Source organism: Ornithinibacillus salinisoli (genome assembly GCF_042684965.1).
Classification (GTDB): Bacteria; Bacillota; Bacilli; order Bacillales; family Amphibacillaceae; genus Ornithinibacillus; species Ornithinibacillus salinisoli.
This window is the reverse complement of record NZ_JBHUMI010000021.1, coordinates 1-13,732: the sequence shown is the minus strand read 5'-3', so window position 1 is coordinate 13,732 and position 13,732 is coordinate 1. Positions and strand designations below refer to the sequence as shown.

Genomic DNA, 13,732 nt, shown 5'->3' with positions numbered 1-13,732 from the left:
ATGAAAAGGACCTATAAATTCGATATGTCATTTTTACCGGGCTTTTTGAACAACATCTATAAGAGTAATCTAATGGTGATGGAGAGAAGGTTTGACATGAAGGATGAAGTATCGGCTTTTATAAAGCGACATGCTTTACTTAAAAAGCATACAACTGTATTAGTAGGTGTATCAGGTGGTCCTGACTCGATGGCGCTGCTACATTATTTGTATTCCATTCAATCGGAATGGGACTTACATCTTATAGCACTTTCCGTGGATCACCAGCTTCGAGGAGAAGAAAGCAAAGAAGACGTACAATATGTTGCAGAGGTATGTCAACAATGGAATATTGAACATGTTAGTACCTCTGTTGATGTACCAACATATAAAAAAGAGAAACAAATTGGTACACAATTGGCTGCACGTATACGACGATATGCTTTTTTTGAAGAACAAATGGAACAACATCATGCTGATTACTTGGCTCTTGGTCACCATGGGGATGATCAAGTAGAAACAATGTTAATGCGTTTTGCACGTTCTGCTAACTCAAGCAGTTTCAAAGGGATCCCATTGAAACGAGAATTTGGTTCAGGAGAGCTAATTCGACCATTATTAGGTACGACTAAAGATGCTATCCAACGTTATTGTAAGGAGAACCACATTATTCCGAGACTAGATCCTTCCAATGAGGAAACAGATTATACAAGAAATTATTATAGAAAATTTGTACTTCCAATACTAAAAGAAAAAAATAATAATATACATACAACAATACAGCATTTAAGTGAAACATTAGATGAAGATGAAAATTATTTAACAAACCAAGCAAAAAAAGTGTTTGAAAGGGTTGTTCATTTTTTAGAAGGCAATAAAGGGGCTACTCTTGAAATAGAAGCATTTAAATCGCAACCAACTGCTTTACAAAGGCGAATCTATCATCTAATATTAAATTATCTATATGATGAATTGCCAGATAATTTATCATACGTCCATGAGGAACAATTTTTTGCATTAATAAAAAAAGATCAAGGCAATGTCCAAATTGATTTTCCACGACAATTATATGTAGAAAAGTCGTATCACACATTACGTTTTAGCTTCGAAAAATCCAATCCCCAAGATCTTTCGTTTCATCACTTACTGGATATTCCAGGGGAAGTTATTTTACCGAATGGTTCACGTATTTCTGCTACATATATTGAAAATTTAGAGGTTACTAGTATAGACGTGAATACATATGTTTGTTCTGCAGAAAAAGTTGTTTTACCATTACATATTAGAACGCGAAAGAATGGCGATCGAATGAAATGGAAAGGGTTAATGGGGAGTAAAAAAATCAAGGATATTTTTATCGATGCTAAAATCCCTTTGAAGAATCGGGATAATTGGCCAATTATAACCGATAATAACGGGGAAATATTATGGCTTGTTGGTTTAAAAAAAGGACACCCTAAAATATGCAAAGAAAATACTTCATTCATTCAACTACACTATCAAAGGTAAAACAATAGGAGGGTCACCGTGCATAACGATATTGAAAAAATACTTATTACGGAAGAAGAAATTACTGCAAAGTGTAAAGAACTAGGTAGACAGCTAACAGAAGAGTATGATGGTAAGTTTCCGTTAGCAATTGGGGTCCTAAAGGGTGCAATGCCTTTTATGTCAGATATTTTGCGACATGTAGAGACATATATTGAAATGGATTTCATGGATGTATCTAGCTATGGTGGACAAATGCGTTCATCGGGGGAAGTTAAAATTGTTAAAGATCTTAACACACAAGTAGAAGGACGCGATCTATTAATTATTGAAGATATTATTGACAGTGGCTTAACATTAAGCTATTTAGTGGATTTGTTTAAATATCGTAAAGCCAAGTCAATTAAAATTGTCACGTTATTGGACAAACCATCTGGAAGAACAGCCAAAATTAAAGCGGATATTGCTGGGTTTGAAGTACCAAATGAATTCGTAGTAGGTTATGGATTAGATTATGAGGAAAAATATCGTAATCTTCCTTATATAGGGGTATTAAAACCGAAAATATATGGTGGAGAAGAAGCATAATACAAATTTTAGTTATGAATAAAAAACTATGAAAAATAATAGTGCTAAGCAGGGAGCAATTAGTTGTAAAATAACTTTTTCCTATGGTACTATTGTTTATAGTTTTTCCCGCTTGGGAGGAGGTAGGCAATGAACCGAATATTTCGGAATGCGTTCTTTTATTTACTCTTATTCCTAGTTATTATCGGAGTTTTAGGAGTACTTAATGGACAAAATGATCAAGCAGAAGAATTTAACGTGAAAGAGTTTACAGATGCATTAAGTAATGGCCAAATCGAAGAATTAACGATGCAGCCAGTTAATGGAATAATGCGCTTTACTGGAACACTAGCAGATGATCAATCTTTTATTGCACAAGTTCCAGATAACACTGATATTATAGCAAACATAACCCAGCAAGCAGCTGAACAGAGTGTATTATTTGTCGAAGAGGAAGAAACCCCAAGTATTTGGGTAACGCTTTTTACAACGTTGATTCCATTTTTAATTATTGGATTATTATTCTTCTTCCTACTTAGCCAAGCTCAAGGTGGCGGCGGTGGTCGCGTTATGAACTTTGGTAAGAGTAAGGCGAAGATGTATAGTGAGGAAAAGAAAAAAGTACGATTTACAGATGTAGCCGGTGCGGATGAAGAGAAACAAGAGCTTGTAGAAGTTGTTGAATTCTTAAAAGACCCGCGCAAATTCGCGGCAATTGGAGCACGTATACCTAAAGGTGTTCTCTTAGTGGGACCTCCTGGTACGGGTAAAACATTGCTTGCACGTGCGGTTGCAGGTGAAGCAGGTACGCCATTCTTCTCTATAAGTGGTTCTGACTTTGTTGAGATGTTTGTCGGTGTCGGTGCTTCCCGTGTTCGTGATTTATTTGAAAATGCGAAGAAAAATGCACCATGTATTATTTTTATTGATGAGATAGATGCGGTTGGTCGTCAACGTGGTGCTGGTCTTGGTGGAGGCCATGATGAACGTGAACAGACATTAAACCAATTGTTAGTTGAAATGGACGGATTTGGAGCAAATGAAGGTATCATTATCATTGCTGCAACAAACCGCCCAGATATACTGGACCCAGCATTATTACGTCCGGGACGTTTTGATCGTCAAATTACTGTTGATCGCCCAGATGTAAAAGGTCGTCAAGCAGTATTGAAAGTACATGCGAAAAATAAACCATTCGATGATTCAGTTGATTTGAAAACTATCGCAATGCGTACACCAGGATTTTCTGGTGCTGATTTAGAAAACTTATTAAATGAAGCAGCACTCGTAGCAGCGCGGAATGATAAAAAAGCAGTTGATATGACTGATGTAGATGAAGCGATCGACCGTGTCATTGCAGGACCTGCTAAGAAAACGAGAGTTATTTCTGAAAAAGAAAGAAATATCGTTGCATACCACGAGAGTGGGCATACGGTAATTGGTATGGTTTTAGATGAAGCGGATGTCGTTCATAAAGTTACGATCGTGCCTCGTGGTCAAGCAGGTGGATATGCGGTAATGCTTCCAAAAGAAGATCGTTACTTTATGACAAAACCGGAGCTATTTGATAAGATTACTGGATTATTAGGTGGACGTGTCGCAGAGGAAATTATCTTTGGTGAAGTAAGTACTGGAGCTTCAAATGACTTCCAACGTGCTACTGGCATTGCTCGTAAAATGATTACCGAATATGGAATGAGCGATAAAATTGGGCCATTGCAATTCACGAGTGGTGGCGGAGAAGTCTTCCTAGGTAGAGATATCCAAAACGAACAAAACTATAGTGATGCGATAGCTCATGATATTGACCAAGAAATGCAAAACTTTATCAATCACTGTTACGATCGTGCCAAAACGATCCTTACAGAGAATAAAGATAAACTTGAATTAATCGCAAAAACCTTACTAGAGGTTGAAACATTAGATGCAAAACAAATTAAGTCATTGTTTGAAGACGGTGTTCTTCCAGAACCAGTAGTTGATGATGAAGAAAAGGAAGACTCAGAAAACAAAGATGTAAAAGTAAATATTTCGAAGCATGATGAAGATGAGAAATTAGGACCATCTTTTGAAGAAGCAAAAGAAAAAGCAGAGAATAAGTTCAATGAAGATGCTTCCGAAGATGATTCGAAAAAAGAATAAAGCTTATGTGATTGAGCAGCCTCTATAAGAAGAGGCTGCTTTTTATCATTGGTAGCTTTAGTTATTTCCATAACGTTTTTGATTTTGGTATATTTAAGAGGTGTACAATTAATAATTAGTAGGAAGGTTTGGTACAAGATGCTTTTGGTACTGGATGTTGGGAATACGAATACGGTTTTAGGAGTATTTAAAGAAGATACATTAATACATCATTGGCGAATCAAAACAGACCGATATAAAACGGAAGATGAATTTGGGATATTAATTAAATCATTATTTGAACATAAACAAGTACAATTAACGGATATCCATGGCATAATTATTTCTTCTGTAGTTCCACCGATTATGTTTGCTTTAGAAAAAATGTGTAAAGATTATTTCAATATAGAAGCGCTTATTGTAGGGAAAGAAACGGTTCAGTCTACATTGAAAATGTGTTATCCTAATCCGAAAGAAATAGGGGCGGATCGAATAGTAAATGCTGTAGGTGCAATAAGAGAACATGGATCACCACTTGTTATTATTGATTTTGGAACGGCAACAACTTACTGTTACATTAATGAAAACGCAGAATATTGTGGAGGAATTATTTCCCCGGGCATAAATATTTCGATGGAAGCATTGTACCAAAAAGCATCAAAACTACCTAAAATAGAAATTGAGGCACCAACTAATATCGTGGGTAAATCAACTGTAGAAGCGATGCAATCAGGTGTTTTCTATGGATATGTTGGTCAAGTAGATGGGATTGTCGAAAGAATAAAACAATCTGTCGACCAAAATCCAATAGTAATTGCAACCGGAGGACTTGCACCTTTAATAGCAGAATCAAGTGATACCATTGATATCGTTGATCCGTATTTAACATTGAAGGGCTTAAATGTCATTTATCGAAATAATATGCTAAAAAAATAAAAGGAGTACGAACATCATGAATGATTATTTAATTAAGGCAACCACATATAACGGTATGGTCCGTGCCTATGCAGTAAGATCGACGAATACTGTGGAAGAGGCAAGAAGGCGTCAAGATACATGGGCAACAGCAACAGCTGCATTAGGTCGTACCATCACAATAACTGTTATGATGGGCGCATTGTTGAAAGGGGATGATTCTCTTACAACGAAAGTCGAAGGTGGCGGACCGATTGGTGCGATTGTTGCCGATGCAAATGCGAAAGGTGAGGTTAGAGGGTATGTAACAAATCCTCATGTTGATTTTGAGTTGAATGCGAAAGGGAAGTTAGATGTCGCACGTGCGGTTGGTGCTGCGGGGAGTTTGAGTGTCGTAAAAGATTTGGGATTGAAAGATTATTTTACAGGGCAGGTTCCCATTGTATCAGGAGAGATTAGTGAGGATTTCACGTACTACTTTGCTAATTCAGAACAAGTTCCTTCTGCTGTTGGTGCTGGTGTTTTGGTAAATCCAGACCTTTCCGTTTTAGCTTCAGGTGGTTTTATTGTCCAAGTTATGCCGGGAGCAGATGAAGAAGTAATTTCTAAATTAGAAGAACGAATTCATGCATTTCCACCTATATCGTCACTCGTAAAGGAAGGTAAAACTCCAGAAGAGATATTAGAGCGATTATTTGGTGATGAAAAGCTGACAATTCATGAGCAAATGCCGATAGAATTTCGTTGTAAATGTTCTAGAGAAAGGCTTGAGCAAGCAATTATGGGTCTAGGAAATGAAGAAATACAAAAAATGATTGAAGAGGATCATGGCGCAGAGGCAAGTTGTCATTTTTGTAATGAAAAGTATTATTTCACAGAGAATGAATTGGAAGCCCTAAAACGATAATGGAATAATTGACAACTAGTGGGAGAGGAAGTAATTCATGTCTAGGAAATTTTTATTATCGATCATAGCAGTTTTGCTAATTACTAATATTGCTACATTGTTGTTTTGGTCTACAAGTAAATCAAAATTAGTAGAAGATGATGAGACAGATGTTCAAATCGATACAAAAAAACCAGTGGCGACTATAAATAATACGGAAATTACTTATAAAGCGTGGATGGGTAAACTTAGAGAAAATTATGGTAAAAAGCAATTGAAAACAATGATAGATCGGACAATTGTAGAAAAGCTTGCAGAGGAAAAAAACATAACTGTAGATGAGAAAATCATTGAAAGAGAAATTGCGTTATTAACATCTGCGCAAGGGGTTATGACACAAGAAGAGACTGAAAAAATGGAGAAAAAGTGGCGAAATGAGATCAAATATCGTTACCAACTTGAGGCTCTTTTAGCAGAGGATATTTCAGTACCAGAAAATGAAATACGTGCTTATTATGATACCTATGGCCAACAATATGATTTCACAGAGTCCTTACAGTTTTCACATATTCTAGTAAATGATATGGAAACTGCGGAAAAGGTAAAGGAAGAATTGGATAATGGTGCATCTTTTTCATTATTAGCTAAAGAGTATTCGATTGATGAGGATACTAAAAATGCAGGTGGATATTTCGGTGGTTACTACACGACGAATAGTCAATTCTTACCTAATGGATACGATGAAAAAGCAGCAGAGATGGAAGAATACTCATACAGTGATCCATTTCTAACAGACCAAGGATACGCCATTTTATATTTGCATAGAAGTATGCCGGAAATAACTTTTTCATATGAGGAATTAAAGCCCTACATAAGGAATGAGTTAGCTCTTGAATCAGCGGAATTGACTTTACAAGCAGATCCACTATGGGACACATTTGAGATTGATTGGTTATATAATGAATAAAAACTAGGAATATGTCAGGGGTTATCCGGTATAAAATAGTAAGAGATACTGTCACTGCTTTTAATTACCTAATCTTCAGGTGCAAACTGTTTGACTTTTTCGACAGTGACATTTACATTATATATAAATCCTATGCATTTACTAGGAATTATTCGGGAGGTATGGTCAATGAGAGTTGCAGATAATATTACTGGATTAATTGGTGAAACACCTATTGTAAAATTAAACCGTATAGCAGATGAAGATAGCGCCGATGTTTATGTGAAACTAGAATTCATGAATCCGGGAAGTTCAGTTAAAGATCGTATCGCTTTAGCGATGGTTGAAGCAGCAGAGAAAGATGGCACATTAAAAGAGGGCGATACCATAATTGAGCCGACGAGTGGAAATACAGGAATTGGTCTTTCCATGGTGGCCGCTGCTAAAGGATATAAAGCGGTACTGGTTATGCCTGATACAATGAGCCAAGAACGACGTAACTTATTACGTGCTTATGGTGCTGAACTGGTGTTAACACCAGGTGCAGATGGTATGAAAGGTGCAATAAAAAAAGCGGAAGAATTAAAAGCTGCTAAAGGTTATTTTATGCCACAACAATTTAGTAATGAAGCAAATCCGGAGGTTCACGCACGTACTACAGGGAAAGAAATTGTAGAACAGATGAAGGATGGACTAGATGCATTTGTATCTGGTATCGGAACAGGTGGAACCATTACAGGAGCTGGTAAAGTTCTAAAAGAGAATTTCGACGGAGTTAAATTATATGCTGTTGAACCAACGGACTCTCCAGTATTGTCTGGCGGCTCTCCAGGACCACATAAAATTCAAGGTATTGGTGCTGGGTTTGTTCCAGATGTGCTTGATACAAAGGTGTACGATGAAGTAATTCAAATTTCCAATGAAGAAGCATTTGAAACTTCGCGTAAGGTAGCGACAACAAATGGAATATTAGGTGGAATTTCTGCAGGTGCAGCTGTTGCAGCGGCATTAAAAGTAGCTAAAGAGTTAGGTAAAGGCAAGAAAGTACTTGCTGTATTCCCTGATAATGGTGAAAGATATCTATCCACACCATTATATCAGTTTGATGAAGAAAAATAGTAAAATTTTCAAGAGCTGGCATCTACATGTGATGCTAGCTCTTTTTATATGTTAGTATAATGATAGAATCCATTTCGGAGCAATAAAGTAAATCTTCTATCAGTTAGGGGATATGCTTACAGGATAGGGAGTACTGCGACAGCATAGGCATCTGACGCAGAAAAAGTGGTCTTCTTTTTCAAGGATGTAGGTCAAGCATATGTTGTCACAGGATGGCGATTTTAGTCTGTGTTCCCTATCTCCGCTGATTATTACATACGGGATAAATGGAAAGAGGGTTTAAGAATGAAGCTCAATACATCAACACAAACATATGATTTATCAGCTAGAACACATATCATGGGAATATTAAATGTTACACCGGACTCTTTTTCTGATGGTGGAAGTTATACAACAGAAGATAAGGCGATACAGCAAGCGTTAGCAATGCAACAACAAGGGGCTGATATCATTGATATTGGTGGAGAATCCACACGACCTGATCACGATCCAGTATCAGTTAAGGAAGAAATTTCTCGGGTTGTTCCCATGATTAAAGCAGTAACAAACAAGGTCCATGTTCCAATATCTATTGATACATATAAAGCGGAAACTGCAAGGCATGCCGTTGAAGCAGGGGCAAGTATTATTAATGATGTTTGGGGTGCAAAAAAAGATCCTGAGATAGCTGTCGTTGCAAAAGAGATGAATGTCCCGATTATCTTAATGCATAATCGAACAAATCAAAATTATACTTCTTTAATGGATGATATGAAAAGAGATTTAGAAGAAAGTATCGAAATTGCTGTAAAAGCAGGAGTCCCAATGGAAAACATAATGCTTGATCCAGGAGTCGGCTTTGCAAAAAATGCGGAAGATAATCTTGTTGTCATGAATAATCTAGAAAAAATTGTAGAAATGGGCTATCCGGTTTTACTTGGTACTTCTCGTAAAAGGTTTATTGGTCACGTTTTGGATGCCCAGGCAAAAGAAAGAGATCTTGGTACCGGCGCAACTACATGTTTGGGAATAACCAAAGGTGTTCAGATGGTGCGAGTACATAATGTAAAGGTGAACGTGGAATTAGCTAAAATGATGGATGCAATGCTGCGAGCAGGAGTTGAATGACATGGATAATATCGAATTAAACCAGATGCAATTCTATGGGTATCATGGATTATTACCGGAAGAAAATCGATTAGGACAACGATTTTTTGTAGATATAGAGCTTTTCCTCGATTTAAAAAAGGCGGGAAAAAGTGATAACATGGATCACTCGATCAACTATGCACAAGTATATGATCATGTGAAACGTATTATGGAAGGTGAAGTAAGAAATCTTATTGAGGCAGTAGCAGAAGATGTTGCAGAAGACTTACTTTCATCCTTTGAACTTTTACATGCTTGTTCCATCAAGGTGACCAAGCCTGATGCACCAATTCCGGGTCATATCCAATCTGTTTCGGTAAAAATATTTAGGGAGAAAGAAAATGGAAAATAAAGCGTACCTTGCATTAGGAACAAATATTGAACCAAGATATAGCTATTTAAAGCAAGCGATAGAAATGCTTGAAGCAAATGATGATATTAATGTTCGCCAACAATCTTCCATCTATCAAACTGCTCCAGTAGGATATGCAGATCAAGCAGATTTTTTGAACATGGTATTAGAAGTTGAAACCTCTTATACAGCTAATCAATTATTGGATATATGCCAAGGAATAGAGAGACAATTAGGGCGAAAAAGAGAGATTCGTTTCGGTCCGAGAACAATTGATCTTGACATTCTGGTCTATAATGAAGAAAATAGTAAAACGGAGCGATTAACAATTCCGCACCCAAGAATGCATGAACGTGCATTTGTGTTAATCCCTTTCGTGGAAATCGCCCCGCATTTATTACTTCCTTCAAGGAATGAATCAATAAAAGAACTATTAAATAAACTACCAAAGAATGACACGAAGGATGTAATGATATGGACAAAACAAGGGTTGGGAGAAGAATAAAAGCTTTTCGCAAGCTAAAAGGATTTACACAATTGGAGCTTGCGAAGGAACTAGAAATACCTATATCTGTGCTTGGTGGAGTCGAAAGAGGTACACGGGAGCCTTCAGAAGTGTTGATCCAAAAAGTATCAGAGACATTAAATATAGATACAGAAGAAATTATTCCAAAAGAGGAGGATTAGATATGTTTAACATTGGTAATATTACTATTCCAAATCGTGTTGCCTTAGCTCCTATGGCGGGAATAAGTAACTATGCATTTCGATTAACTGTTAAAGAATTTGGTGCAGGCTTAATTACGGCAGAGATGGTTAATGGAAAAGGGATCGTAAATAAAAATGAAAAAACAATGAAAATGCTTTATATAGATGAAGAAGAAATGCCAATGAGCTTACAAATTTTTGGAGGCGAAAAAGAATCATTGGTAGAGGCTGCACAATATGTAGATCAGTACACCAATGCATCTATTATTGATATTAATATGGGATGCCCGGCGCCAAAGGTAACGAAAGTAGATGCTGGAGCTCGTTGGTTGCTAGACTCAGAGAAAATTTATCAAATGGTTTCGGCTGTTGTTAGGAATGTCGATAAACCTGTAACGGTAAAAATGCGTACGGGTTGGGATGAAGACACAATTTATGCTGTGAATAATGCAAAAGCAATTGAATCAGCAGGTGCAAGCGCATTGGCCCTTCATGGAAGAACAAGAAAGCAAATGTATGAAGGTTATGCGGATTGGGACATTATTAAACAAGTAAAGCAAGCTGTTTCTATACCGGTAATTGGAAATGGTGATGTAGATAGTCCACAAATCGCTAAGAAGCGTCTAGAAGAAACAGGTGTTGATGCAGTCATGATTGGTCGTGCAGCGCTTGGGAATCCATGGATTATCTATCAAACCGTTAAGTATTTGGAAACTGGTGAATTAATTAATGATCCAACACCTAGAGAGAAAATTGATGTTTGTTTGCTTCATATGGAACGTTTAATTAAAATTAAGGGTGAAAAAGTAGCTATCATGGAAATGCGTAAACATGCTGCTTGGTACCTCAAGGAATTAGAGGGTAATGGTAAAATAAGAAGTCAAATCAATCATGCTGAGACTCGTGAACAATTGGTTGATATATTGTGTACGTATGTAGAAGAGCTTGAAGCGGCATTGAAAGCTTCGTAAAAAATCTGCTGGAATTCTAGCAGATTTTTTAAGGTCTAGGAAATATAAATTTTTATACCTGTGGATACTTCTTGGCAGGAACAGCCACGTCCAGCTCCGACGGACAGGACGTCCTAGTGTCGATGACGCCACAGGACGTGGCGTTTTCATCGACCAGCGCCCAGCGACTAGCGCAACTTCCCTCACCTCCGTACGATAAGTCAACATCGGCTTCCTACGGTCGCCGTGTTTCCTTTATCTCCTACGGCTCAGTCCAGTTCGTACTTCGCTAAACGGGCGCTTGCGCCTTTGTTCTTTCTAATTCTTTAAAAAGGAATAGTTGATATTTCAAGCGTTTAAAGTGTAAAATATACGGTATCTTGAGATAATGATGAAAGTTTGTTTTAATGTATTAGAATAGAAAGCTATTTTTACATAAAGAATGTTTTTAATTACCACCTCGATGAGTTGGTCTCAAATAAATTGTATATAACGGAGTGATAGTAGTGTCAGAAGAATTAAACGAGCATATGCGAGTGAGAAGAGAGAAATTGGATGCATATCGTGAACAAGGTTTGGATCCCTTTGGAGGTAAATTTACTCGTACAAATGTAGCAGAAGAATTACATCAGCAGTATAGTGACATATCTAAGGAAGATCTAGAAGAGAAACAAATAGAAGTTACTATTGCTGGTAGAATGATGACGAAACGTGGTAAAGGAAAAGCAGGATTTGCTCATATTCAGGACGTGAGTGGTCAAATTCAGCTATATGTACGCAAAGATGCAATTGGAGAAGAAGCTTATGAAATATTTAAAACGACGGACCTTGGGGATATAGTTGGTATTACTGGGGTAATGTTTAAAACGAATGTAGGCGAATTATCCGTAAAAGCGACACAATTTCAACTGCTTTCCAAGTCGCTTCGCCCATTACCAGAGAAATATCATGGTCTAAAAGATGTTGAGCAACGTTATCGTCAGCGCTACTTAGATTTAATTACAAATTTGGAAAGTAGAGAAACGTTTGTCCTACGTAGTAAGATTATTCAATCCATGCGTAGGTATTTAGATGACCAAGGATTTTTAGAAGTAGAAACACCTATGATGCATGGAATTCCTGGTGGAGCATCAGCTCGTCCGTTTGTAACACATCATAATGCGTTAGATATTCCATTATATATGCGTATTGCTATTGAATTACATTTGAAACGACTAATTGTTGGTGGTATGGAAAAAGTATATGAAATTGGACGAGTATTCCGTAACGAGGGAGTTTCAACACGCCATAATCCAGAATTCACGATGATTGAGTTGTATGAAGCTTATGCAGATTATCATGATATTATGAAGTTAACGGAAAATTTGGTTGCTCATATTGCTGAGGAAGTGCTGGGAACAACTACAGTAACGTATGGTGATTATGAGATTGACCTAAAACCAAAATGGGAAAGACTCCATATGGTAGATGCAGTAAAAGAATATACAGGTGTAGATTTCTGGAACCAAATGAGTGATGAAGATGCTAGAACATTAGCAAAGGAACATGGTGTTGAAATTAAGGATACAATGACATTTGGGCACGTTGTAAATGAATTCTTTGAACAGAAAGTAGAAGAGAAATTAATACAGCCTACTTTTGTCTATGGTCATCCGGTAGAAATTTCTCCGTTGGCAAAGAAAAATAAAGAGGATGAGCGATTTACAGATCGTTTCGAATTATTCATTGTTGCTCGTGAGCATGCTAATGCATTTAGTGAGTTAAATGACCCAATTGATCAACGCGAACGTTTTGAAGCGCAAGTAAAAGAAAGAGCAGCAGGAAATGACGAAGCCCATTTAATGGATGACGATTTTCTTGAGTCGCTAGAATACGGCATGCCTCCAACTGGTGGTTTAGGAATTGGAATTGATCGACTTGTAATGTTATTAACGAATGCAGCATCGATTCGTGATGTTCTATTGTTCCCTCAAATGCGTAACAGATAATTTATTATAGAGTGGATTCAAACCAAGTTATTCGTGAAAGTATTTTGCGATTAACTTGGTTTTTTAATGAGAATAGATACCTATGTAAGTAGTAGTAGATAATAGAAGTATTAGTAGAGACTCTCAAACGATAGGTTAAAAACAAAAAAGACGTTATTAATATGAAAGAATGGGGAAGGGATATAATATAAGGACAATTGATATGAAAAAATTTCCAAGTAATATTATATTGATTTCAGGGAAGAATCATGGTAAATTAGATTTCGTTGCTTTTGAAGGCAACTACCAATATTGATTTTTAAAAACATGTTGACATCCAATTGCCAGCGTGGTATATTAATCAAGTCGCTAATTTGCGAACCACTTAATTATTCAACAGATACTAACGAAAAAAGTTGTTGACATCATTGAGTGAAAATGATACAATATAAAAGTTGTCATTAAAAAAACAACGTTTTAAATTGCTCTTTGAAAACTGAACAAAACAACCAGTATGTTAAGACAGAAAAACAACCCTGTTTTTCTAAAAAGCAACAAATCTAGAAGCTAGTGTTTCTAGTAGCTAAGAACTTTCATATGATTGAT

At 36.8% G+C, this 13,732-nt stretch carries 13 protein-coding genes; all 13 read left to right on the top strand.

Going from position 1 to position 13,732, the window contains the following annotated elements; translation table 11 throughout:
• The first annotated feature begins 96 nt into the window (after positions 1-96).
• The 13 genes from tilS (at position 97) to lysS (ending at position 13,147) form a co-directional block, all read left to right on the top strand.
• Complete coding sequence (gene tilS / locus ACFSTA_RS17885) at positions 97-1,488, top strand: tRNA lysidine(34) synthetase TilS (RefSeq protein ID WP_377558203.1); 1,392 nt, start codon at positions 97-99, stop codon at positions 1,486-1,488.
• An 18-nt stretch (positions 1,489-1,506) separates the two neighbouring features.
• Complete coding sequence (gene hpt, locus ACFSTA_RS17880) at positions 1,507-2,055, top strand: hypoxanthine phosphoribosyltransferase (RefSeq protein ID WP_377558202.1); 549 nt, start codon at positions 1,507-1,509, stop codon at positions 2,053-2,055.
• 129 nt (positions 2,056-2,184) lie between these two features.
• The gene (ftsH, locus tag ACFSTA_RS17875) at positions 2,185-4,176 is read left to right on the top strand and encodes an ATP-dependent zinc metalloprotease FtsH (RefSeq protein WP_377558201.1); all 1,992 of its coding nucleotides are present in this window, start codon (positions 2,185-2,187) and stop codon (positions 4,174-4,176) included.
• Positions 4,177-4,314: 138 nt separating this feature from the next.
• Positions 4,315-5,091, top strand: coding sequence for a type III pantothenate kinase (locus ACFSTA_RS17870; protein ID WP_377558199.1), 777 nt, complete (start codon positions 4,315-4,317; stop codon positions 5,089-5,091).
• 16 nt (positions 5,092-5,107) lie between these two features.
• On the top strand, positions 5,108-5,977 hold the full coding sequence (hslO, locus tag ACFSTA_RS17865; protein WP_377558198.1) for an Hsp33 family molecular chaperone HslO: 870 nt from the start codon (positions 5,108-5,110) through the stop codon (positions 5,975-5,977).
• Positions 5,978-6,014: 37 nt separating this feature from the next.
• Positions 6,015-6,923, top strand: coding sequence for a peptidylprolyl isomerase (locus ACFSTA_RS17860; protein WP_377558197.1), 909 nt, complete (start codon positions 6,015-6,017; stop codon positions 6,921-6,923).
• 168 nt (positions 6,924-7,091) lie between these two features.
• Complete coding sequence (cysK, locus tag ACFSTA_RS17855; protein ID WP_377558196.1) at positions 7,092-8,021, top strand: cysteine synthase A; 930 nt, start codon at positions 7,092-7,094, stop codon at positions 8,019-8,021.
• 285 nt (positions 8,022-8,306) lie between these two features.
• Positions 8,307-9,128: a dihydropteroate synthase gene (gene folP / locus ACFSTA_RS17850; RefSeq protein WP_377558195.1), complete on the top strand. Its 822-nt coding sequence runs from the start codon at positions 8,307-8,309 to the stop codon at positions 9,126-9,128.
• Position 9,129: 1 nt separating this feature from the next.
• Complete coding sequence (gene folB, locus ACFSTA_RS17845; RefSeq protein ID WP_377558194.1) at positions 9,130-9,501, top strand: dihydroneopterin aldolase; 372 nt, start codon at positions 9,130-9,132, stop codon at positions 9,499-9,501.
• Positions 9,491-10,006, top strand: coding sequence for a 2-amino-4-hydroxy-6-hydroxymethyldihydropteridine diphosphokinase (gene folK, locus ACFSTA_RS17840; protein ID WP_377558193.1), 516 nt, complete (start codon positions 9,491-9,493; stop codon positions 10,004-10,006). Before folB ends, folK begins: the two co-directional genes overlap by 11 nt.
• Positions 9,976-10,188: a helix-turn-helix domain-containing protein gene (locus tag ACFSTA_RS17835; RefSeq protein ID WP_377558192.1), complete on the top strand. Its 213-nt coding sequence runs from the start codon at positions 9,976-9,978 to the stop codon at positions 10,186-10,188. The genes folK and ACFSTA_RS17835 overlap by 31 nt, the downstream gene beginning before the upstream one ends.
• A gap of 2 nt (positions 10,189-10,190) precedes the next feature.
• Entirely contained in the window at positions 10,191-11,180 is a 990-nt protein-coding gene (gene dusB / locus ACFSTA_RS17830) for a tRNA dihydrouridine synthase DusB (protein ID WP_377558191.1), read from the top strand.
• 485 nt (positions 11,181-11,665) lie between these two features.
• On the top strand, positions 11,666-13,147 hold the full coding sequence (gene lysS / locus ACFSTA_RS17825; protein ID WP_377558190.1) for a lysine--tRNA ligase: 1,482 nt from the start codon (positions 11,666-11,668) through the stop codon (positions 13,145-13,147).
• Positions 13,148-13,732: the final 585 nt, after the last annotated feature.